Below are 22428 nucleotides of genomic sequence, written 5' to 3'. Positions count from 1 at the left end.
GCGACCTCGTACGCCGGTGATCAGCGGCGAGCGGTGGAAGGACCGTAGCCCGGTGAAATCGCAGGTCGGGTGGTTCGCCGGGTTCGCAACCGCGCCTTCACGGAGTTGTCACCGGAACTCAGTAATCCGCCTCGGCGGGGCGGTATCGGTGCCGGCTCAGCACTGTGTGCCGCGCGCCCGGGGGAGTGCCTTCTCGATCCACGCCCGGTCCTCGGCGAGCCGTGCGCCGGTGGACCAGAGGTCGGGGGACGCCTCGCCCTCGGGGATCGCGACCAGTACGCGGTCCCCCGTGCGCAGCCGCGGGTCCACGGAGACATCCATCACGAAGGTGACCTGCTCCTTCCCCTCGGCGGGCTTGTAGTAGCGGGACACGTCGAGGGTGATCCGGTCCTGGGTGCCGTCGGGCAGCAGCTCCACGCTCTGTACGGTGCCCTCGGCGATGAGCCGCGAGCAGGCGACGTAGCCCTCGGGGGACCTCTTGGCCCCTTCGGCGGCGTGCCCCGGCCGGTCGTGGGCGCGGCTCGGCGCGGAGCCCTTCGCGTCGGCCGCCCCGGACGTCATGTCGTCGTCCCCCGTCCCGCTCCGCACGCCGAGCCAGACCACTCCGCCGAGCAGCCCGGCGCCGAGAGCGGCGGCTAGGGCGAGGACGGCGCCGCGGCGGGCGGCGCGCGGGGGACGTCCCGGGGGCCGGGACCTGGCCGGGGCTCCTGCGCGGGAGGGCGCGGGAAGCGGTGAGGGGAGCGCGGGGCGTGCCGGACGGGGGGAAGCGGCCGGTTCCGCCCCCGGTGCGCCCCGCGCCAGCGTGTCCCCCACGATCCGCAGCTGGTCCCGCAGCACCGCGACATCGGCGACGGCCGCGGCGTACTCGGCCATGAAGCGTTCGTCGGCACGGTTCGCCGCGGGCACCGGCTCGTCCGTGACCGCCCGCGTCAGCGCGTCGACGGGGTCGTACGGCTCCTCGTGCGCCACGGTCACACCACCTCTCCCTCGTGCAGCCGCGTGCGCAGCACCCGTACCGCCGCGTGCAGCCTGCTCTTCACCGTGCCCTCCGGAATGCCCAGTTCATCCGCGATGTCGCGGACCGGCAGATCGGCGTAGAAGCGCAGCACGACGACCTGGCGCTGGCTGTCCGGCAGTTCGTCGAGCCCCTGCGCCACGGCGAGCGAGAGCAGCCGCGACTCGGCGCCGTCCTCCTGCGGCTCCTCGGGGTGCAGGGCCGCGAGCCGCTCGCCGAGCCGTTCCTGGCGGCGCCGGGCGCGGTGGTAGTCCATGGCCCAGTTCGACGCCACGACGGCCGCCCACGCCGACACCTCCCGGGGTGCCTCCTGCCCGCGCGCCGCCCGCTCCAGGAGCCGCAGCCTGACGTGCTGCACGCCGTCCTGGAGCTCCCCGTGCGGCACCCCGCCCAGCGAGAGGACGGCCCGGACCCGGTCCTCCTGGGCGGCGTCGAGCGGGTCGGTGGCCGGAGCGGCGGCCGGGGCGGTGGCCGCGGCAGGGGCGGCGGTCTCATGGGCCGGGTCGAGCGGACCGGCGGGTGCCCGCCCCCGTGGTCCGCGGCGCGTGATTCTGCGCAGCAATGGCCCTCCCCCTCGTTCCGGTGCCTCGTCCCGGTGCCTCGTCCCGATCCGTATCCGTTCGGCCCGCGCGTTCCCGCGTCTCCCCTACGACGCGGGAAGGCGCGGAAACGTTCGGCTGCCGGAGCGGGAACCGGGTTCCGGTTCCGCCCGACGTCACATGTGGTGTTCCACACCTCGGACAATGGATTGGACAAAGCGGCCTCGGACAGACGCATGATGGAGCGACGGCGACAACGCCCCAGGCCGGACGGCCGCGCGCCAGGCACATACCTACGGAGGAACCCTGTGAAGGTCGGAATCGTCGGAGCCACCGGTCAGGTCGGCACGGTCATGCGCAAGATCCTCACCGAGCGCGAGTTCCCGCTCGACGAGCTGCGTCTGTTCGCCTCGGCCCGCTCGGCCGGCACGGTCCTGGACGGGGTCACGGTCGAGGACGCCTCCACGGCCGACTACACGGGCCTGGACATCGTCCTGTTCTCCGCGGGCGGCGCCACCTCCAAGGCACTCGCCGAGAAGGTCGCCTCCCAGGGCGCCGTGGTGATCGACAACTCCTCGGCCTGGCGCCGCCACCCCGAGGTGCCGCTGGTCGTCTCCGAGGTGAACCCGCACGCCATCGCCGACCGCCCCAAGGGCATCATCGCGAACCCGAACTGCACGACGATGGCGGCCATGCCGGTCCTGAAGCCGCTGCACCTGGAGGCGGAGCTGACCTCGCTGGTCGTCGCCACCTACCAGGCGGTGTCCGGCTCCGGGCTCGCGGGCGTCGAGGAGCTCTTCGAGCAGGTCAAGAAGATCGGTGACGACGCACCGAAGCTGACGCACGGCGGCGACCAGGCGGAGTTCCCCGAGCCGGACAAGTACGTGGCGCCGATCGCGTACAACGTCCTGCCGATGGCGGGCTCGATCGTCGACGACGGCCTGAACGAGACCGACGAGGAGCAGAAGCTCCGCCACGAGTCCCGCAAGATCCTGGAGATCCCCGAGCTCAAGGTCTCCGGCACCTGTGTCCGCGTGCCCGTCTTCACCGGCCACTCCCTCCAGGTCAACGCCCGCTTCGCGCGGCCGCTGTCCCCCGAGCGCGCCACCGAGGTCCTGTCCGGCGCGGAGGGCGTCGTCGTCACGGACGTGCCGACGCCGCTGGTGGCCGCGGGCCGCGACGAGTCGTTCGTGGGCCGCATCCGCGGTGACGAGACCGTCGAGAACGGCCTCGCCTTCTTCATCTCCGACGACAACCTCCGCAAGGGCGCCGCGCTGAACGCGGTGCAGATCGCGGAGCTGGTGGCGGCGGAGCTCTCGGGCTCCTGACCGCCGGGACCGGCCGAAACGTCCAGATCGCGGGGGATCGTTTCCGCACCCACCAACGAGTGATACGGCGCATGTGCCCCGGGCGTGTCCGGGCAGTGATGGGGTGCACCAACCGCACCACTCACAAGGGAAGTTCATGCGCCGTATCGCCGCCATGACCACCATGGCCATCGGAACCCTCGCCCTCGTCGGCGCCCTCGCCGCCCCGGCGAGCGCCGTACCGGACCCCGTGGCAACCGTCGACTGCGCCGTGCAGGAGGTCACCGGCCTCGTCGACCCGGCCGGCCTCGGCGTACCCGCCGAGATCCCGGCCACCGGGTGCCTCGCACCCTGAGCTGAGGGGGCCGAGGAGCCCCGGGGACGGCAGCCGCGCCCGTACGGATTCCGACCAGGTCCGCCCGGGCGCGGCTGCCGTCGCGCAGCCGCTCGTCATCCCTCCTCGCGCGCCGCGAGCGCGATCACGCCGAGGCCGGCGACGGCGAGCCCGCCGCCCACCCACAGCACGTCGGTGACCCCGATGCCGTCGGCCACCCGGCCGCCCGCGAGCGCGCCCACCGCGATGGCCACGTTGAACACCCCGGCGAACAGTGCGGACGCCGCCTCGCGGGCCCCCGGCGCGGCGGCCATCACCCAGTTCTGCGAGGAGACGGACACCCCGCCGTAGGCGAGCCCCCACGCCACGAGCAGCACCACGGACAGGGCGAGGGAGCCCCCGGCGGGCCCCATCAGGAGCACCACGCCACCGAGCGCGGCGGAGATCATCAGCAGCGCCCGGCGCGGGTCGCGGGCGGCGAGGGAGCCGCCGATGAAGTTCCCGGCGATCCCGGCGACGCCGTACGCGAGCAGCAGCCCGCTGACGAGCCCCGCACCGAGGTCCGGCACCCGCTCGAGGACCGGCCGCACATAGGTGTACGCGGTGAAGTGCCCCACCACGAGCAGCGCCACGGCGATCAGACCGATCCGCAGCCGGCGAAGACGCAGCAGGCCGGGGAAGACTCCGAGCCGCACCGGCTCGTCGGCGGGGAGCGGCGGCACGACGGTGGCGAGCAGCGCGGCGACGGCGAACCCGAGCACCGCGACGGCACCGAACGCCCAGCGCCAGCCCGCGAGTTCGCCGAGGAAGGTACCGGCGGGCACACCGAGCACCGACGCCACGGCTATGCCGCTGAAGATGACGGCGGTGGCCCGGCCGACGGACTCGGAGGCGACCAGGCGCACCGCGAGCGACGCGGCGACGGCCCAGACGCCGCCGATGCACAGCCCGACGACGATCCGCGCGGCGAGCAGCACCGCGAAGGAGGGCGCAAGCGCCGACAGCACGTTCGCGGCGCCGAGCAGCAGCATCAGGCCGCACAGCACGCGCTTGCGGTCCGTGCGGCGCACGGCGACGGGCAGCAGCAGGGCGGCGAGCGCCGCGACGACGCCGGGCAGGGTGACGGTGAGTCCGGCGGTGCCGTCGGAGACGCGCAGTCCCGCGGACAGCGAGGTGAGCAGACCCACGGGCAGCATCTCCGTGGTGACGACCGAGAAGGTGGCGGCCGCGACGGCGACGACGGACAGCGGCAGGGACCGCCGTCCGGTGGGGGCGGGCGCGGTTGTGGTCACGGTTTCCATGGCCTCCACCCAACGCCCGCGCGGCCTCGGGGAACAACGCCGGAGTTCTCATCCTTGAATGAGCGTGGCTAATCGATCGCAGGACAGGCGGGGCGGGAACGCGCGGGGCGCGCCCGCCGGGGGACGAGGGAACGGACCCGAGCGGTGAGCGGTCTGGAGATGCGGGAGCTGGAGTGTTTCCTCGTCCTCGCCGAGGAGCTGCACTTCGGCCGGACGGGTGAGCGGCTCTACGTCTCCCAGAGCCGGGTCAGTCAGCTCCTTGCGGCACTGGAGCACCGTATCGGCGCCCGCCTGGTGGAGCGGACGAGCCGCCGGGTGCGGCTGACCCCGCTCGGCGAGCGGTTCCGTACGGAGCTGCGTCCCGCCTACGACGAGTTGGCGGGCGCGGTGGAGCGGGCCCGGGAGTCGGCGCGCGGGGTTTCGGGGCGGATCAGGGTGGGCTTCCAGGGCACGGCCGACGCGCGGCTGATGGCGGCGATCACGGCGTTCCAGGAGCAGCATCCGGGCTGTGTCGCGGAGATCGCGGAGGTGCCGTTCGCGGACCCGTTCGGTGCGGTGCGGCACGGCGAGGTGGACGCGGCGATCGTGCTGCTCCCGGTGGCCGAGCCGGACCTGGTGCTCGGCCCGGTGTTCTCCCGGCAGCAGCAGACGGTCGCGGTCTCCGTGCGCCATCCGTTCGCGGCCCGCACGTCCCTGGCCGCCGCCGACCTCGCGGACACCCCGCTGATCTCGGCGGCTCCTCCCGCCCCCGCGTACTGGCGGGCGGCCCACGCGCCGTCCGCCGTGCCCGCGCCCGCCGTGCGCACGCTCCAGGAGGGGCTGACCCTGGTGGCCGCCGACCGCGGCGCGATGCTGCTGTGCCGGCCGACGGCGGAGTACCACGGACGGCAGGACGTGGTGTTCGTGCCGGTGGCCGGGGTGCCGGACTCGGTGCTCGGGATGGTGTGGCACCGGGACGGGGAGACGGCGCGGGTGCGGGCGCTCGCGCGGGCGGTGGCCGGGGCCGGGGACGCCGCCGTCACGGCCGCCTGAACCCCGGCCGCCCGTTCCGCCGCACACCGGTCGTCTCGCACCGGTCGTCCCACACCGGTCGTCTCGCACCGGTCGTCCCACACCGGTCGTCTCGCACCGGTCGTCCCACACCGGTCGTCTCGCACCGGTCGTCCCACACCGGCCGTCGCACACCGGCCGTCTCACACCGGTCGGCGCACCTCGAAGTGGAAGCAGCCGTACTCCACCGCGCGCACGTGCACGAGGGCGACCTGCGGGTCTGCGAACGCCTCGGTGAGCGCCGCGTCGAAGCCCTCCGCCGGACGCTCGGGGATCTCGACGAGACGGCCGCCGACGATGTGCCCGCGGGCGTCGTAACGACGGAAGGCGCGCAGCGCCCCCGCCCTGGCGAACGGATAGTCCTGCCCCGTGTCCGCCGGGTCGGGGCCCTCGCACGGCTCCGCGTGGATGAAGACAGGCCCCTGCTCGTCGTACGCCCCCGGGGCGGCGCCGGTGGCCGCCGCCCAGCGGCGGAGGGGCGCGTAGGAGACCAGGGCGAGCCGTTCGCCCTGCCGGGCGGGGCGGAGGCAGCAGCGCAGCGGGGAGCCCCCCTCCTCAGCCGTGTACGGGGCACACGGCCGACCCGCGTCGTCCGTGCGGCGGAGCTCCTCAAGGGTGTCCCGGGGGATGGGGCGGGGCGTGTATGCGGTGGTGGTGGCCATGGACCCCAGGCTCGCGCGGGCGCGGGCGCGGGGCTGGCGGTTTCCGGACGTGGATCTCTCCCCCCGCCCCGTGCAGGGCGGGGTGTGAACAGCCCCTCCGGCGTGTGCCGAGCGGGTTCCCGGGCGGAGTCCCGGTTCCGGTGGAGGGGTGCCCGCGCGGAGCGCGCTGACGGACGCGATGGGGCGCCCCGCGAGGACACCGCGGCCCCCCGAGGACACCGCGGCCCCCCGAGGACACCGCGGCCCCCCGAGGACACCGCGGCCCCCCGAGGACACCGCGGCCCCCCGAGGACACCGCGGCAGTCGCTATCTGGGCAGCACCACGAGATACGCGGCGGGCTCCCGGTCGGCGGCCGCCATCAGGGCCGTTCGCAGGACGGTGGCTTGCTGCTCCGCGGCGTCGCGGAGCTTCCGTGGCGTGATGTGGACGACGGTGACTCCGAGGCGCTCCAGGTGCTCGCGCTTGCGGGCGTACTCGGACCACTCGCCGAGCTCCCGGCTCCGCTCCACCAGGGTCCAGCCCGAGCTGTCCTCGCCCTGCCGCGGCGCCCGGGTGTCGAGCTCGACGGCGACGGCGTGCTCGGGCCAGTAGGCGTCGACGCTCCCGAGGTGCGGCCCGCCGGGCAGGCGCAGGTCGACGTTCCACAGCGGGTCGGGCAGCTCGTGCTCACGGATCAGCCCGTACAGGCGGTCCTCCGCGATCGCACGCCCCTCGGCGAGCAGGGCGTCCACGGCGTCCACGACGTGCGGCCGGGTGAGGAGCCGCGCGGAGTTCAACTCCCGTACCACGGCCGCGGGTTCGCAGTGTCCTGCGCGCACCGCCTCGGTGAGCAGCCGCCGTACCGCGCCCGCGTCGGCGAGCTGGGCCACCGCGTCGGCGAGCGCCCGCTCCACCGGGGCCACCGGCAGGCCCGCGATCTGTTGCGCGGCGGGCAGCGCATGCGTACGCACGAGCCGGGCGCAGCCGGTGGAGCGCAACCGCCGGGTGCGCTCCACCAGGACGTCGATGCGGTCCAGGGAGGGCAGCGGCGGCGCGCAGGAGAACCGGTGCAGCGCGAGCGCGGCGAGCCCCGTGATCATCACGTCCGTGTACGCCGCGTGCGGTGCGCCGGGGCCGGGCTGCGCGGGCACGGCACCGGTCCGCCCCGCCGGGGGCCTGCCGGCGAACAGGAGCACGCCGTGCAGCCGTTCCTCGCTGGTCGGGGGGCCGGGGTGGAGCAGGACGACGCCGGGCAGGAACTGCTGCCAGGGCCCTTCGGGGCGGCAGTGCGCGGAGGTTTCGGCGCCGGAGACGCCGTGGTCGCGCAGCTGGGCGGTGCTCATGACGCGGCGCTGGGAGGTGGTGAGGTGGTGCAGGGGGCGGGGGTGGAGCGGGGTGTTGTGGTTCATGAGGGGGGCTTTCCGCGCCCGCTCGCCCCGTTAACCGCTGTTACAGTCCCGTCGACAAAACCGGACAACCCCGTCCTAAAGTACGGGCGTTCGAGAGCCGAAAAGAGTCGGTTCGGGGAGCGCGGGGGTGAAGTGGGGGGCGTGCGCTGCCGTTTGGCGCTCTCTTGAAGGCATCCGGGGGATGTTGTCACACTAGATCGTAACGCTTGGCATGCACGCGACTTCGTAGAGTGACCCTCGGGGGTCCCGTGCGCCAGGCACCGGTAACTCTCCAGGCCGCCAACCCCACTTGAGCGGCCCATCCCCCCACGGAGGTACTGCGTGAGCATCCGACGAACAGGCGGACGACGACTGACCCGCACCGCGATCGGTGTCGCCGCGCTCGCGGCCGGCACCCTGACGCTGGCGGACACCGGCGCCGCCGCGCCCGCCCCCACCCCCCACACCCTCACCTCGTCCTCGGCGAGCAAGCTCGCCCGCACCCTGACCGCGGGACCCGAGAACGGCACCGCGGGCGCCTACTACGACAGCACGGCCCGGAAACTCGTCGTCAACGTCCTCGACGACGACGCGGCCGACCGGGTCCGCGACGCCGGTGCCGAACCCCGGCACGTCGAGCACTCCCGTGCCCAGCTGAAGAACGTGCAGGACAGCCTCGGCGAGCGCGCCGTCCCCGGTACCGCGCGCGGCGTGAACCCGAAGCTCAACAAGGTCGTCGTCACCGCCGACAGCACGGTCCGCGGCGCGGCCCTGAACCGGCTGGAGCGGGACGTCGCCGCCCAGGACGGCAAGGCCGTGCTCCGGCGCACCGCGGGCACGTTCCGGTCCCTCCTCAGCGGCGGCGACGCCATCTACAGCTCCGAGGGCCGCTGCTCCCTCGGCTTCAACGTCGTCAAGGACGGCCGGCCGTACTTCCTCACCGCGGGGCACTGCGCCGCCCTCTCCGGCGCGACCTGGTCCGAGACCGAGGGCGGCCCGGTCGTCGGCGAGGTCGACGACTACCGCTTCCCCGGCAACGACGACGCCCTCGTCGAGTACACCGCCGACGTGGCCCATCCGAGCGAGGTCAACCTCTACGACGGGAGCGCCCAGCCGATCTCCGACGCCCGCGAGGCCGTCGTCGGCGAGCGGGTCCGGCGCAGCGGCAGCACCACCCAGGTCCACGACGGCACCGTCCAGGCCCTGGACGCCTCCATCAGCTACCCGGAGGGCGACGTCCACGGCCTCATCCAGACCGACGTCTGTGCCGAACCCGGCGACAGCGGCGGTTCCCTGTTCGCCGACAACAGCGCCCTCGGCCTGACCTCCGGCGGCAGCGGCGACTGCTCAGTCGGCGGCGAGACCTTCTTCGCCCCGGTCACCGACGCCCTGGACCACTACGGCGCCGAGATCGGCTGAGACCACCATCCACCCCGCCCGACACCCACGGGGCGAACCGTGGTGTTCCCCTACGGGGGCGGGCGGAACAGTCCCAGCCCGTCCGGCGTTTGAGGACGAGCGCGCAGCGCGATGAGCGGTGGGCCAAGAGGGCGGCACCCTCTCGACCCACCGCACTTACGCCGTATTCACGCGCAGCGCGACAAACGGTGGGCCAAGGGGCGGCAACCCCTTGGCCCACCGCACCCACCCCCTACACGGGGCCCGAGGCCCCGTCGCAACGCTGCGCCCGCAGCGACCGCGCCAGATCGTCCCGCGACTCCAGGACGAGCCGCCGCAGCGCGGGCGGCGCCTGCTCGTGCGAGCCGAGCCACGAGTCGGCGGCCGCCAGCGTCTCCGGGCTGTCCTGCGAATGCGGGAAGAGACCCCGCACCACGTCCATGCCGATCTGGATGGACCGCTCGGCCCACACCCGCTCGATCGCCTCGAAGTACCGCGCCGTGTAGGGAGCGGTCAGCTCGGCCTGGGAGGGCTGCTGGAAGCCCGCGATGGTCGCCTCCACCAGCGCGTTGGACAGCTTGTCCGACTCCACCACGGTGGCCCAGGCCTGCGCCTTCACCGCGGCGGAGGGCCGCGCGGCCAGGCAGCGGACCTGATGCCGCTTGCCGGACGCGGTGTCGTCGCGGGCCAGCTCGGCGGCGAGCGCCTGCTCGTCCGCCGCCCCCTGGGACGCCAGCGCGCCGAGGAACGTCCAGCGCAGCTCCTGGTCCACCTCCAGGCCGTCGATCTTGGCCGTGCCGTCCAGGAGGCCCCGCAGGAGCTGGAGGTCGGCCGCCGACGACGCCACCGACGTGAAGAACCGCGCCCACGTCAGCTGATGCTGGCTGCCCGGCTCGGCGAGCCGCAGCTCCCGCAGGGCACCCTCGGCGAGCAGCCGGCCGCCCTCCTCGCGCCAGCCGGGGGCGGCGTAGTGCGTCCGGGCGGCGTTCGCCCAGGCGTGCAGCATCTGCAGGACGCCGATGTCGGACTCCTGGCCCGCGAAGCGCAGGACCAGGCCGATGAAGTCCCGGGCGGGCATGAGGGCGTCCCGCGTGAGGTTCCACAGCGCCGACCAGCACAGGGCACGGGCCAGCGGGTCCGTGATGTCGCCCAGATGGGCGCGGAGCGTGGCGAGGGAGGTCTCGTCGAAGCGGATCTTGCAGTACGTCAGGTCGTCGTCGTTGACGAGGACGAGCTCCGGTGCCTCGGCCCCGGCGAGTTCGGCGACCGTGGTCCGGGGGCCCTCGACGTCCACCTCCGCGCGGGCGTACCGCACCAGGTCGCCGCCGGCCTCGCGGCGGTAGAGGCCCACGGCCACACGGTGCGGGCGCAGCTCCGGGTGGGACTCGGCGGCCTCCTGGACCACGGCGAGTTCAGTGACGCGGCCCTCGGCGTTCAGGGTCACCTGCGGGGTCAGGGAGTTGACGCCCGCGGTCTGGAGCCACGCCCGCGACCATGCCGTCATGTCGCGGCCGCTGGTCTCCTCCAGGACGGAGAGGAGGTCGCCGAGGCGGGTGTTGCCGTACGCGTGCCGCTTGAAGTAGCGGCGGGCGCCCTCCAGGAAGGCGTCCCGGCCCGCGTACGCCACGAGCTGCTTGAGGACCGAGGCGCCCTTGGCGTACGTGATCCCGTCGAAGTTGAGCTTGGCGTCCTCCAGGTCGCGGATGTCGGCCGTGACGGGGTGGGTGGAGGGGAGCTGGTCCGCGCGGTAGGCCCAGGCCTTGCGGTTGTTGGCGAAGGTGATCCAGCCGCTGCTGAAACGTGTCGCCTCGACCATGGAGAAGGAGCCCATGAAGTCGGCGAAGGACTCCTTCAGCCACAGGTCGTCCCACCACTGCATGGTGACGAGATCGCCGAACCACATGTGCGCCATCTCGTGCAGGATGACGTTGGCCCGGCGCTCGTAGGACGCCTGGGTGACGCGGCCGCGGAAGATGAACTCCTCGCGGAACGTGACACAGCCCGGGTTCTCCATCGCCCCGAGGTTGTACTCCGGGACGAAGGCCTGGTCGTACTTCCCGAAGGGGTAGGGGTAGTCGAAGTTGTCGTGGAAGAAGTCCAGGCCCTGCTTGGTGACGAGGAAGATGTCGTCGGCGTCGAAGTGCTTGGCGAGGCCCTTGCGGCACATCGCGCCGAGGGGGATCTCCAGGCGGGTGCCGTCGTCGAGGACGCGCTCGTAGGCGTCCTCCACATAGTGGTACGGGCCTGCGACGACCGCCGTGATGTACGTCGAGATCGGCTTCGTCTCGGCGAACTTCCACACCTGGTCGGCGACCTCCCCGACGCCGTTGCTCCACACCGTCCACCCCTCCGGCGCCTGCGCCGAGAAGCGGAAGGGGGCCTTCAGGTCGGGCTGCTCGAAGTTGGCGAAGACGCGACGGGAGTCCGCTGGTTCGTACTGCGTGTAGAGATAGACCTCGCCGTCCTCGGGGTCGACGAAGCGGTGCATGCCCTCGCCCGTGCGGCTGTAGGCGCACTGGGCGTCCACCACCAGCTCGTTCTCCTCGCGGAGGTCCTCCAGGGTGATGCGGGCGCCGTCGAAGACCTCGGAGGGGTCCAGGTCCTTGCCGTTCAGGGACACCGCCGTGACGCTCGGTGCGATCAGGTCGGCGAAGCTGGCGGCGCCCGGCTCGGCGCAGCGGAAGCGGAGGGTCGTCACCGAACGGAACGTGCGCGGGGCGCCTTCGTCGCCGTTGCTCTCGCCCACTGCCGAGCGCAGGTCGAGGAAGACCTCGTACCCGTCGACGGACAGCAGCGCGGCCCGCTCCTGGGCCTCGTCACGGGACAGATTCTCACCGGGCACGGGCGGCACTCCCTTGTGGCTCGCATGACACTGACGTCGGAATTCTTAATGACTCCGATCCTCGCATGCGTCCCGAACGGCGGACATCCGGGAATGCCCCCGCCCGTCCCCGACGTTTCTTGGCCAGTCATCGAACGGATTCCTTAGGGAGAGACATGGCTGAGAACGCCACGAGCGGCAATGCGTCGAGCGGCAATGCGTCGAGCGGCAAGACCCCGGTCGACTTCTGGTTCGACCCGTCGTGCCCGTGGGCCTGGATGACATCGCGCTGGGTCCACGAAGTGGAGAAGCTCCGCGACATCGAGGTCCGCTGGCATCTGATGAGCCTCGCCGTCCTGAACGAGGACAAGCTGGACGAACTCCCCGAGGAGTACCGCGAATGGCTGGAGAAGTACGCCTGGGGTCCCGTCCGCGTCGTCATCGCGGCCCAGGAGGAGCACGGCGCCCAGGTGCTCGGCGACCTCTACACGGCCATCGGCACCCGCGTCCACAACGGCGGCGAGGGCCCCACGAAGGAGGCCGTGGCCGGGGGCCTGAAGGAGGTCGGGCTGCCCGCCTCGCTCCTCGACCACTGGGACGCCACGCCCTACGAGGCCGCTCTGCGCGCCTCCCACAACGAGGGCATCGAGAAGGTCGGCCAGGAGGTCGGCACCCCGGTCATCGCGGTACCCGGACCCGACGGCGAGGAAGTCGCCTTCTTCGGCCCCGTCGTCACCCCCGCCCCCAAGGGCGAGGCGGCGGCCCGCCTGTGGGACGGCACCCTCCTGGTGGCCGCCACACCGGGCTTCTACGAGATCAAGCGCACCCGCACCCAGGGCCCCGTCTTCGACTGAGCCCGATGTGCGCCCGGCATACCGAAGGACCCCCGCGAGTCACGTCCTCGCGGGGGTCCTTCCTTCATCCGCCTGCCCGCATGAAGGTTGAGAAGACGATCACGAGGCAGGACGCTGCGTGCGGGCGTGGCCCGCGGGGTGTCAGGGGGCGAGCAGCAGGCTGTTCACGCGCTGCTTGGCGGCCTCGTAGCGCTTGGCCACGTCCTGCCAGTTCACGACCTCCCACATGGCCTCGATGAAGTCCACCTTCTGGTTCTTGTACTGGAGGTAGAAGGCGTGCTCCCAGGCGTCGAAGACCAGGATCGGGGTGGAGCCCTGGCCGACGTTGCCCTGGTGGTCGTAGATCTGCTCGACGATCAGGCGGTCGCTGAGCGGCTCGTAGGCGAGCACGCCCCAGCCGGAGCCCTGCGTCGTCGCCGAGGCCTTGGTGAGCTGGGCCTTGAACTTGGCGAAGGAGCCGAAGGACTCGGTGATGGCGTCCGCGAGCTCGCCGACACCGTCGGCGGCCGTCGGCTCGCCGCCGCCGCCGTCCTTCGGGCTGTTCATGTTGTGCCAGTAGATGGAGTGCAGGATGTGGCCGGAGAGGTGGAACGCGAGGTTCTTCTCCAGCCCGTTGATGGCGCCCCACGACTCCTTGTCGCGCGCCTCCGCCAGCTGCTCCAGGGTGTCGTTCGCGCCCTTCACGTACGCGGCGTGGTGCTTGTCGTGGTGGAGCTCGATGATCTGCGGGTTGATGACCGGCTCGAGCGCCGCGTAGTCGTACGGAAGTTCAGGAAGCGTGTAAATGGCCATGATCTAGCCCTCCGACGTGCTCTGCGTGCTGTGCCGCGCCGTGTCGCGCGGCGCCGCCTCGCACCTCTTATTGCGACCTATGTGCAGATGCAGGCTAGCAGCAGTAGTACCGTGAAGTTGATCAGCCCTTGGTCCTAGGGCGTGGGACGCACGGTCCCGGGCGCCGACGGCCGAAGGCCCCGCTCCACAGGGGGGAGCGGGGCCTTCGGGATGACGGATGAGGATGACGTGGGACAGGGCAGGACTAGGCGCGCGGGCCGGTGCCGCGGCTCTCCATGACCTTCTGGCGGGCGTACCCGATCGCCATGAGGAGCACGGTCAGGCCGCCCGTGTAGAAGAGCTGGGTGCGCGTCTCGGACTCGCGGGCCATCAGGACGAACACGGTGGCCATGCCGGCCAGGGCCACATAGGTGAGCCAGGGGAAGAGCCACATCTTCACGACCAGCTTCTCCGGTGCCTCGCGTTCGAGGGCGGTGCGCAGCTTCAACTGCGCGGCCGCGATGAAGAACCACACCACGAGGATGATCGCGCCGATGGTGTTGAGCAGCCACTGGAAGATGTCGTCGGGCCGCCAGTAGCTCAGCAGGACGCAGAGGAAGCCGAAGACCGACGAGGTCAGGACGGCGATGCGCGGCACGCCGCCGAAGAGGCGGCCGAGCGCCTTCGGGCCCATGCCGCGCGCCACCAGGGAGTTGGCCATGCGCGAGGCGCCGTAGATGTTGGCGTTCATCGCGGACAGCAGGGCGACCAGGACGACCACGTTCATGATCTGCCCGGCGCCGTCGATGCCGAGGTGGTCGAGGGTGGCGACGTACGGACCCTTGGCCGCGACCTCCTCCGCCGTCCACGGCAGCAGCGTCACGACGACGGCCATGGAGCCCACGTAGAAGAGGGCGATCCGCCACATCGCCGTGCGCACGGCCTTGGCCACGCCCTGGACGGGATGTTCGGACTCGGCGGCGGCGATGGTGACCGTCTCCAGACCGCCGTACGCGAAGACCGAGGCGAGCAGGCCGACGATCAGTCCGTCCACGCCGTTGGGCATGAAGCCGCCGTGCCCGGTCAGATTGGTCATGCCGGGCGCGTCGGTGTCGGGCAGCCAGCCGAGGATCGCGAGCACGCCGATGCCGAGGAAGAGGACGATCGCGCCCACCTTCAGGGCGGCGAACCAGAACTCGAACTCACCGAAGTTCTTCACGGCGGCGAGGTTCGTGCCGCAGAAGACCAGCATGAAGAGGGCCACCCAGGCCCACTCCGGCACGCCGGGCACCCAGCCGTGCACGATCTTCGCGGCGCCGATGCCCTCCAGGCCGACCGCCACGCACAGCAGGAACCAGAAGGACCAGCCGGCGGTGAATCCCGCCCACGGGCCGAGCGCCCGCTCGGCGTGCACGGAGAAGGAGCCGGACGCCGGGTTGGCGGCGGCCATCTCGCCGAGCATGCGCATGACGAGCATGACCAGGGCGCCGGATATCGCGTAGGCCAGGATGATCGAGGGCCCGGCCGCGGCGATGGCGGTCCCGGAGCCCACGAAGAGCCCGGCGCCGATCACGCCGCCGAGGGCGATCATCGACAGATGGCGCTGCTTGAGGCCGTGCCCGAGCGGGGAGTCGGCCTGGGGTGGTGCGTCCTGCACGGACGTCCGAGACATGGGCGTGCCCTGTTCAGTAGCTGAGACGAGGTAGCTGAGACGGGGGAGCGGCCCACAGTGTGAGCACTGGCACCGCTCACAGGGAACCGTTGACCGGTATACGGACACGACGCTCACACATGGTGAAGAGATCTTCACATCATGGGCACATATGCGTCAGAAGTGTGAGGAGGGGCGTCCGGTACGCCGCTTCCGCAGCACCGCGAAGGCGAGCGCCCGCCGCGCCACTCCCTCGGCACTGTGAGGCCGGGCGCCCGGTGCGCCACTCCCTCAGCACCGCGAGGCCGAGCGCCCGGTGCGCCACTCCCTCACCCAGGCCACCGCGATCACGAGCGCCGCGGCCCCCGCCGACCAGAGCAACTGCGGCCGCGCCCCGTCGTCCCGCAGCATCAGGACCACCACCACGGCCATCCCGGCCAGCGCCGCCCAGGTCAGCCAGGGGAAGAACCACATCCGCAGCGTCAGGGTCTCCGGCGCCTCGCGCTCGATCCGCCGCCGCAGGCGCAGCTGGGACAGCGCGATCAGGGCCCAGACGAAGAGGAGCGCCGCGCCCACGGAGTTGAGCAGATAGAGGAAGACGGACTCGGGCCACTTCAGATTCAGCAGGACGGACACGAAGCCGAACGCCACCGAGGCGAGCACCGCGCGCCGCGGCACCCCGCCCTCCGACACCTTCAGGAGGCCCCTCGGCGCCTCCCCGCGCTCGGCGAGGGAGAAGACCATCCGCGAGGAGCCGTACAGATTGGCGTTCAGGGACGACAGGAGCGCCACGAACACCACGATGTTCATGAGGGTCCCGGCCGACGGGACGCCGATGGAGTCCAGAACCGTGACATACGGGCTGATACCTGCCTGCTGTGCCGTCCACGGCAGGACCGTCACGACGACGAGCATCGAGCCCACATAGAAGAAGAGGATGCGGTACACCGCGCTGCGCACCGCCCGCGCCACCGAGCGCACCGGATCGTCGGACTCCGCGGCGGCGATCGTCACGATCTCCAGGCCGCCGAAGGCGAAGAGGACCGCGACCACGCCGGAGACCACTCCGCTCCAGCCGTGCGGCAGGAAGCCGCCGTCGCCCGTGAGGTGGGTGAGGCCCACCGGGTCCGTGTCGGGCAGCACACCGAGGATCGCGAGCAGTCCGAGTACGAGGAAGGCGACGATCGCGAAGATCTTCAGCGCGGCGAACCAGAACTCGAACTCGCCGAAGTTCTTCACCGCCGCGAGGTTGGCGCCGGTGAAGACCACCATGAAGACGAGGACCCAGGCCCACTGCGGCACGCCGGGTGCCCACCCGTTCGCGATGCGCGCAGCGCCCGTCGCCTCCACGGCGAGCACCACGACGAGCAGGAACCAGTAGAGCCAGCCGACCGAGAACCCCGCCCACCGTCCGAGGGCGCGCTCGGCGTGCACGGAGAAGGCGCCGGAGGCCGGCATCGCGGCGGACATCTCGCCGAGCATCCGCATCACGCACATCGCGAGGGCGCCCGCGATGAGATAGGAGAGGACGATCCCGGGCCCCGCGACGGCGATCCCGGCCCCGGAGCCCACGAAGAGCCCGGCACCGATCACACCGCCGAGGCCCAGCATCGTGAGATGGCGCTGCTTGAGCCCGCCACCGAGGGGTTCGGGGCCCGCGCCCAGAGGACCGGGGCCCGCGCCGAGGGGACCGGAGCCGGGGGCGGCCGGTTCGGGGCTCGCGCCGGAGGGCACCGCCGACTGGGACGGCCTGGAGTCGTGCTTCACGTTCAGTCGGCTCTCGATGCGCAGGAGTTTGGTGAGAATCTACAGTGTCACCGCAGGGCGCCCCGACGAGCAACCCGGGCCCATGTCCCCCTGACCTCAGTGACGAGCGTCACGCCGAAGCGGGTGTGGCCCCAGGCCTTTGTGCGAAGCCCACCAACGCCGGGCCGTTCCCTTTGTTACCGGCGCCTCCTGAAAGCTGCCGGGGCCGGGGATAGGGTCACAGCGTCCCGCTCACCCGCCCCACGGCCCCCTCAACCACGGAGTCCCGATGAGCACAGCCGTCATAACCCGTCCGGGCCAGGTCCTGGCCGACCTCCTGCCCGCCTCCCGCGTGAAGGACGCCGCGCTCGTGCTCGGCGGTGCCGCGCTCACGGGTGTCGCCGCCCAGATCGCCGTCCCGGTCCCGGGCTCCCCGGTCCCGGTCACCGGCCAGACCTTCGCGGCCCTGCTCGTCGGCACCTCGCTCGGCGCCTACCGCGGCGCGGCCTCGCTCGCCGTGTACGCGATCGTCGGCATGGCGGGCATGCCCTGGTTCGCGCAGGGCAAGGCGGGCATAGGCGCGCCGAGCCTCGGCTACGTCCTCGGCATGATGCTGGCCGCCGTCGTGGTGGGCGCGCTCGCCCGTCGCGGCGCCGACCGGAGCGTGGCGCGGATGGCGGGCACGATGGTCCTCGGCTCCGCGATCATCTACGCCGTCGGCGTGCCGTACCTGGCCGCGGCCACCGGCATGTCCCTGACGGAGGCGGTCGCGGCCGGACTCACACCGTTCCTCATCGGCGACGCGCTCAAGGCGGCGCTCGCGATGGGTGTGCTGCCGCTGGCGTGGAAGTTCATCAACGGCGCCGACGAGAAGCACTGACGCGGGAGTTCCACCAGCAGAAGCTGTCAGCAGAAGCTGTCAGCAGCAGCCGTCAGCAGCAGCCGTCAGCCGACGCCGTAGTTCCGCCTGAAGAGGTTCGCCGGGTCGTACAGGGCCTTCAGCCCGGCGAGCCTCTTCTGCGTCTCCGCGTCGTACAGCCCCTCCGTACGGTCCCCGCTCGCGAAGGTGAAGTTCAGGGACCGCCCGACGACGTGCCCCCGCACCCCGGCCAGCGTCTCGGCGTAGAAGTCCCGCAGCGTCTCGCGGTCCGTGCCGTCCAGCGGGGACAGGATCCGCAGCAGCCAGCGCGCGTCCCGGTGCGGCACGGCGTTGTCCGCGGGCCGGGCGAGCGCGCCGCCCAGATGGTTGAGCTGCACCACGTGCATGTGCCCCGCGGCGGGCCCGGTGCGGGACAGGACCCGTGCGATCCCGGCGGTGTCGAGGCCGTCCAGCATCCGGCTCTCCCCGTAGTACGCGTGCGGGAAGTCCGGGTCGCTGTGGATGGTGTGGCTGTCGGTGTACGGCAGCTCGCGCAGGGAGTCGGAGAAGGCGGGGCCGATCGCGCGCAGCGGGGCCACGAGCCGCTCACCGTCCTCCGCGCGGCCGGTGTACGCGACACGCACCGTCACCAGGTACCGCCCGCGCATGGCCTCCGGCAGCATCGGCAGATCCGGGTACACGAGCGCGGCGACGGAGGAGGTCACCTCGTCCGGCAGGCCCCCGGTCCATGCCACGTACGCGCGCAGGACCGCCCCGGGGTCGACCTCGCGCCCGTCGAAGGCGAGCGCACCCCCGTAGAGGTGCGTCACGGGCACCAGGCCGATCTCCAGGGCGGTCACCACGCCCAGGTTCGCGCCGCCGCCGAGCAGCCCCCAGAGCAGTTCCGGGTCACCGGCGGCCGTCACGTGCCGCACGCTGCCGTCCGCGGTGACGAGGTCCACGGAGCGCACATGGTCGGCCGCGTACCCGAACTCGCGCGCCAGGATGCCGAGTCCGCCGCCAAGCGTGTACGAGACGGCGCCCACGGACGGAGCCGAGCCGTTCAGCGGCGCGAGCCCGTGCTCCGCCGCGGCCGCGACGACCTGCCCCCAGCGCACCCCGGCCCCGACCCGGGCGGTGCGCGCCGCCGGGTCCACGGCGACCTCGTCCAGGCGGCGGGTGCTGATCAGTACGCCGCCCCGCGAGGCGTCCGGGAGGCCGTGCCCGGTGGCCTGCACGCCGACGGGCAGACCGGCCCCGGCGGCGTACGTCACGGCCGCGACGACGTCGTCGGTGCCACGGGCCGCGAAGACCACGTCCGGGCGCTGGGCGAACCCGGTCTGGAACCCGGCAAGTTCGTCGTCGTACCCGTCGTCACCGGGCCGGAGGACGAGGGGCGGGGCGGTGCGGGTGCCGGGGCTGCGCGAATCCATGGTGTGCTCCCTGAGGTGGTACGGCCTTGCCGATGAGCACACCCTGGCGCAATAACTTGACACCCAGCGTCAGGTTTTCTCGGCACCCCGGGCACCCCGGGCATCCCAGGCACCCCGCGTCAGGTCTCTCAGACCCGGGAGCGCTCCTCGGCCGAGCGGGGCAGCACCTTCTCCCGCACGAGGGCGAAGCCGAGCACGAGGGCCGCCACGAGCAGCGAGAGCACCATCTGCTTGCGCCCGGCGTCGTCGTACAGCATGTAGACGATCACGAACGAGATCATGCCGATGGTGACCCACGTCAGATACGGGAAGAGCCACATCCTCACGACCAGCTTCTCCGGCTCCTCGCGCAGGATGATGCCGCGCATCCGCAGCTGCGTGAAACAGATGACGAGCCAGACGAACAGCGCGACGGCGCCGGAGGAGTTCAGCAGGAAGTCGAAGACGGTGTCCGGCCACTGGTAGTTGAACCACACGGCGGCGAAGCCGAAGACCACCGAGCCGAGGATCGCCGTGCGCGGCACGCCGTTGGCGTCGGTGCGCGCGAAGGACTTCGGCGCGTCCCCGCGCCGCCCGAGCGAGAAGGCCATCCGCGAGGCGGTGTACAGACCGGAGTTGAGGCAGGAGAGCACCGCGGTGAGCACGATCACGTTCATCACCTGACCGGCGTGCGGAATGCCGATCGAGTTCAGCGCGGCGACGTACGAGCCGTCCTCGGCGATGGACTTGTCGTTCCAGGGCAGCAGCGTCACCACCACGAAGATGGAGCCGAGGTAGAAGACGCCGATGCGCCAGATGACGCTGTTGGTGGCCTTGGTGACGGCGCGCTGCGGGTCCTCCGACTCACCGGCGGCGAGCGTGACGATCTCCGAGCCCATGAAGGAGAAGACGACCATCAGGACACCGGTGAGGATCGCGCCCGCGCCCTCCGGCATGAAGCCGCCCGCGTCCGTGAGGTGGGCGAAGCCCTTGCCCGGGTTGTCCGAGCCCGGCAGCACGCCGAACACGGCGAGCAGACCGATGAGCACGAACCCGCCGATCGCGACGACCTTGATCCCGGCGAACCAGAACTCGAACTCGCCGTAGGAGCCGACCGAGACGAGGTTCGTCGCGGTGAGCACCACCATCACGATGAGCGCCCAGCCCCACTGGGGGATCGCGGGCACCCAGCCCTCCAGGATCACGGCTCCGGCGGTGGCCTCCACCGCGAGCACCACGACCCAGAAGAACCAGTACAGCCAGCCGATGGAGAAGCCCGCCCAGCGGCCGAGCGCCTGGTCGGCGTAGGCGGAGAAGGAGCCGGACGTCGGCCGCGCCGCGGCCATCTCGCCGAGCATCCGCATCACGAGGACGACCATCGTGCCGACGAGGGCGTACGACACGAGGATCGCGGGGCCCGCCGCCTTGATGCCGGAGGCGGAGCCGACGAAGAGACCCGCTCCGATCACACCGCCGATGGCGATCATCGACAGATGGCGGTTCTTGAGCCCCGCCTGAAGGCCGTCACCGCCGCCGTGCCCGGTCCCCGTCTGGGAATGCACGGGCCCTTCGGGGGTGCCGTCTTCCTTCGCAAGGGATGGTTGCGAGGTCATAAGCAGTTCCTTTGGTTCACAAGCAGAGCTTCCGCATTCAAACTCAGGCGCTCTTGGCGCGAAAGGGCCCGTCTCCGGATCGTTGTACTCGCCGGTATCCTCGGTGCGCGACTGGTTACGGACGATGACGGTGGCGGGATTGGCCTGCACCAATCGCCCGGACCCAGGGCGTCTTCCCGGCGCGACCCGTGCCACACTCAGTCGCATGCGCGTGTACCTCGGCTCGGATCATGCCGGCTACGAACTCAAGAACCACCTCGTCGAATGGCTCAAGGCGCACGGGCACGAGCCCGTCGACTGCGGGCCCCACATCTACGACGCCCAGGACGACTACCCGCCGTTCTGCCTGCGCGCCGCCGAGCGGACGGCCGCGGACCCCGAGTCCCTCGGCATCGTCATCGGCGGCTCCGGCAACGGCGAGCAGATCGCGGCGAACAAGGTGAAGGGGGTGCGGGCCGCTCTCGCGTGGAGCGAGCAGACCGCCGCGCTCGGGCGTGAGCACAACGACGCCAACGTGATCTCCATCGGCGGGCGGATGCACACCCAGGACGAGGCGACCAAGTTCGTCGAGATCTTCCTCGGTACGCCGTACTCGGGCGAGCCCCGCCACACGCGACGCATCGAGATGCTCACGGCCTACGAGACCACCGGCGAACTCCCCGCCATCCCGGCGCACCACCCGCAGCAGGGCTGAGTCGCCCCCGTCCAGGGGCTCCGCCCCAGACCCCGCACCGGCGGATATTCAGCCCCTCCGGCGTTTGAGGAGCGGGGTCTGGGGCGGAGCCCCAGTTTCGGAGAAGGGGCGGGACTGGGGCGCCCCGCGAGGCCCCCCCCCCCCCCCCCCCCAATCAGGAGACACCCGTGCCGGAAGGCCACACCATCCACCGCCTCGCGGCCGATCACCGGGAGCGGTTCGAGGGGCGGCCGGTGCGGGCGAGCAGCCCGCAGGGCAAGTTCTCCGACAGCGCCGCCCTGGTGACGGGGCAGCCGATGACCACGGCGGAGGCCCACGGCAAGCACCTCTTCCTGGGCTTCGCGGAAACCGGCTGGATCCACATCCACCTGGGCCTCTTCGGCAAGGTGACCCTCGGCACCGCACCCCCGCCCCCACCCACGGACACGGTCCGCCTCCGCCTGGCGAACGACACCGCGTACATGGACCTGCGCGGCCCGACGACCTGCGCCCTGACCACCGACGAGGAGAAGCAGGCGATACACGCCCGCCTCGGCCCCGACCCCCTGCGCCCGGACACCGCGGACGGCAACGACCCCGACACGGCCTGGCGCCGCGTCTCCCGCAGCCGCACCACGATCGCCGCACTCCTCCTCGACCAGAAGGTCGTCGCTGGCGTCGGCAACGTCTACCGCGCGGAGGTCCTGTTCCGGCACGGCATCGACCCGTACACCCCCGGCAAGGACCTCACGTACGACCAGTGGACCGCGATCTGGGCGGACCTGGTGGACCTGATGCACGAGGGGGTGCGGCTCAACCGCATCGACACGGTCAGGCCCGAACACACCCCGGACGCGATGGGGCGCCCGCCGCGCGTGGACGACCACGGCGGCGAGGTGTACGTGTACCGCAGAGCCCGTCAGGCCTGCCACGTCTGCGGCGGCGAGATCCGCACCGCCGATCTCGCCGCCCGCAACCTGTTCTGGTGCCCCGGATGCCAGCCGCCCAGGGCCCGCCGCTAGCGGCCGTACGTCAGCCGAGGCCAGGCGGGCAG

At 72.0% G+C, this 22428-nt stretch carries 19 protein-coding genes; 8 read left to right on the top strand and 11 right to left on the bottom strand.

Annotation, left to right across the window (positions count from 1 at the left end):
* Window positions 1-156: 156 nt before the first annotated feature.
* Both GPA10_RS06775 and GPA10_RS06770 read right to left on the bottom strand, forming a co-directional pair.
* Window positions 157-975 carry a hypothetical protein gene (locus tag GPA10_RS06775; RefSeq protein WP_343040450.1) on the bottom strand — a complete coding sequence of 273 codons (819 nt, stop codon included), beginning with the start codon at window positions 973-975 and terminating at the stop codon, window positions 157-159.
* Window positions 972-1577 (bottom strand): RNA polymerase sigma factor, encoded by a 606-nt coding sequence (locus GPA10_RS06770; RefSeq protein ID WP_246258881.1) that lies wholly within the window; start codon window positions 1575-1577, stop codon window positions 972-974. Before GPA10_RS06770 ends, GPA10_RS06775 begins: the two co-directional genes overlap by 4 nt.
* Window positions 1578-1862: 285 nt before the next feature.
* Here GPA10_RS06770 and GPA10_RS06765 point away from each other — a divergent pair, with 285 nt between their 5' ends.
* Together GPA10_RS06765 and GPA10_RS06760 are read left to right on the top strand one after the other, a co-directional pair.
* Window positions 1863-2882, top strand: coding sequence for an aspartate-semialdehyde dehydrogenase (locus GPA10_RS06765; protein ID WP_343040449.1), 1020 nt, complete (start codon window positions 1863-1865; stop codon window positions 2880-2882).
* Window positions 2883-3018: 136 nt separating this feature from the next.
* Window positions 3019-3216, top strand: a complete 198-nt coding sequence (locus GPA10_RS06760; protein WP_157164711.1) for a hypothetical protein — start codon at window positions 3019-3021, stop codon at window positions 3214-3216.
* 95 nt (window positions 3217-3311) lie between these two features.
* Here GPA10_RS06760 and GPA10_RS06755 read toward each other — a convergent pair whose 3' ends face one another.
* A complete protein-coding gene (locus GPA10_RS06755) occupies window positions 3312-4496 on the bottom strand; it encodes an MFS transporter (protein WP_157164710.1) in 1185 nt (394 codons plus the stop codon).
* A gap of 144 nt (window positions 4497-4640) precedes the next feature.
* Between GPA10_RS06755 and GPA10_RS06750 the strand changes: the two genes are divergently transcribed.
* Window positions 4641-5528, top strand: coding sequence for a LysR family transcriptional regulator (locus GPA10_RS06750; protein WP_343040448.1), 888 nt, complete (start codon window positions 4641-4643; stop codon window positions 5526-5528).
* Window positions 5529-5689: 161 nt separating this feature from the next.
* On the opposite strand, the gene GPA10_RS06745 is transcribed toward GPA10_RS06750, so the two are convergent.
* Together GPA10_RS06745 and GPA10_RS06740 are read right to left on the bottom strand one after the other, a co-directional pair.
* The gene (locus GPA10_RS06745; protein WP_157164709.1) at window positions 5690-6208 is read right to left on the bottom strand and encodes a DUF1203 domain-containing protein; all 519 of its coding nucleotides are present in this window, start codon (window positions 6206-6208) and stop codon (window positions 5690-5692) included.
* A gap of 306 nt (window positions 6209-6514) precedes the next feature.
* Complete coding sequence (locus tag GPA10_RS06740; protein ID WP_157164708.1) at window positions 6515-7597, bottom strand: hypothetical protein; 1083 nt, start codon at window positions 7595-7597, stop codon at window positions 6515-6517.
* A 321-nt stretch (window positions 7598-7918) separates the two neighbouring features.
* Between GPA10_RS06740 and GPA10_RS06735 the strand changes: the two genes are divergently transcribed.
* Window positions 7919-8995: a S1 family peptidase gene (locus GPA10_RS06735; protein ID WP_425505680.1), complete on the top strand. Its 1077-nt coding sequence runs from the start codon at window positions 7919-7921 to the stop codon at window positions 8993-8995.
* A gap of 232 nt (window positions 8996-9227) precedes the next feature.
* On the opposite strand, the gene pepN is transcribed toward GPA10_RS06735, so the two are convergent.
* Entirely contained in the window at window positions 9228-11816 is a 2589-nt protein-coding gene (pepN, locus tag GPA10_RS06730; RefSeq protein WP_343040447.1) for an aminopeptidase N, read from the bottom strand.
* A 155-nt stretch (window positions 11817-11971) separates the two neighbouring features.
* On the opposite strand from pepN, the gene GPA10_RS06725 reads away from it, so the two are divergent.
* Complete coding sequence (locus GPA10_RS06725) at window positions 11972-12649, top strand: mycothiol-dependent nitroreductase Rv2466c family protein (RefSeq protein ID WP_157164707.1); 678 nt, start codon at window positions 11972-11974, stop codon at window positions 12647-12649.
* Between the two features lie 141 nt (window positions 12650-12790).
* On the opposite strand, the gene GPA10_RS06720 is transcribed toward GPA10_RS06725, so the two are convergent.
* From GPA10_RS06720 to GPA10_RS06710, 3 genes are all read right to left on the bottom strand, one after another.
* Window positions 12791-13441 (bottom strand): superoxide dismutase, encoded by a 651-nt coding sequence (locus GPA10_RS06720; RefSeq protein ID WP_157164706.1) that lies wholly within the window; start codon window positions 13439-13441, stop codon window positions 12791-12793.
* A gap of 244 nt (window positions 13442-13685) precedes the next feature.
* Complete coding sequence (locus tag GPA10_RS06715; RefSeq protein ID WP_157164705.1) at window positions 13686-15092, bottom strand: amino acid permease; 1407 nt, start codon at window positions 15090-15092, stop codon at window positions 13686-13688.
* A gap of 270 nt (window positions 15093-15362) precedes the next feature.
* Window positions 15363-16682, bottom strand: a complete 1320-nt coding sequence (locus GPA10_RS06710; protein ID WP_246258924.1) for an amino acid permease — start codon at window positions 16680-16682, stop codon at window positions 15363-15365.
* A gap of 424 nt (window positions 16683-17106) precedes the next feature.
* Between GPA10_RS06710 and GPA10_RS06705 the strand changes: the two genes are divergently transcribed.
* Complete coding sequence (locus tag GPA10_RS06705) at window positions 17107-17697, top strand: biotin transporter BioY (protein ID WP_157164704.1); 591 nt, start codon at window positions 17107-17109, stop codon at window positions 17695-17697.
* Window positions 17698-17762: 65 nt separating this feature from the next.
* Here GPA10_RS06705 and GPA10_RS06700 read toward each other — a convergent pair whose 3' ends face one another.
* Together GPA10_RS06700 and GPA10_RS06695 are read right to left on the bottom strand one after the other, a co-directional pair.
* Window positions 17763-19109 carry an FAD-binding oxidoreductase gene (locus tag GPA10_RS06700; protein WP_157164703.1) on the bottom strand — a complete coding sequence of 449 codons (1347 nt, stop codon included), beginning with the start codon at window positions 19107-19109 and terminating at the stop codon, window positions 17763-17765.
* A 128-nt stretch (window positions 19110-19237) separates the two neighbouring features.
* On the bottom strand, window positions 19238-20701 hold the full coding sequence (locus GPA10_RS06695; protein ID WP_157164702.1) for an amino acid permease: 1464 nt from the start codon (window positions 20699-20701) through the stop codon (window positions 19238-19240).
* A gap of 205 nt (window positions 20702-20906) precedes the next feature.
* On the opposite strand from GPA10_RS06695, the gene GPA10_RS06690 reads away from it, so the two are divergent.
* Entirely contained in the window at window positions 20907-21395 is a 489-nt protein-coding gene (locus tag GPA10_RS06690) for a ribose-5-phosphate isomerase (RefSeq protein ID WP_157164701.1), read from the top strand.
* A gap of 167 nt (window positions 21396-21562) precedes the next feature.
* Complete coding sequence (locus GPA10_RS06685; RefSeq protein ID WP_343040446.1) at window positions 21563-22396, top strand: Fpg/Nei family DNA glycosylase; 834 nt, start codon at window positions 21563-21565, stop codon at window positions 22394-22396.
* Window positions 22397-22428: the final 32 nt, after the last annotated feature.

Origin of the sequence: Streptomyces typhae (genome assembly GCF_009755605.1) — a bacterium.
Taxonomy (GTDB): domain Bacteria; phylum Actinomycetota; class Actinomycetes; order Streptomycetales; family Streptomycetaceae; genus Streptomyces; species Streptomyces typhae.
This window is presented reverse-complemented; position numbering and strand designations above follow the sequence as displayed.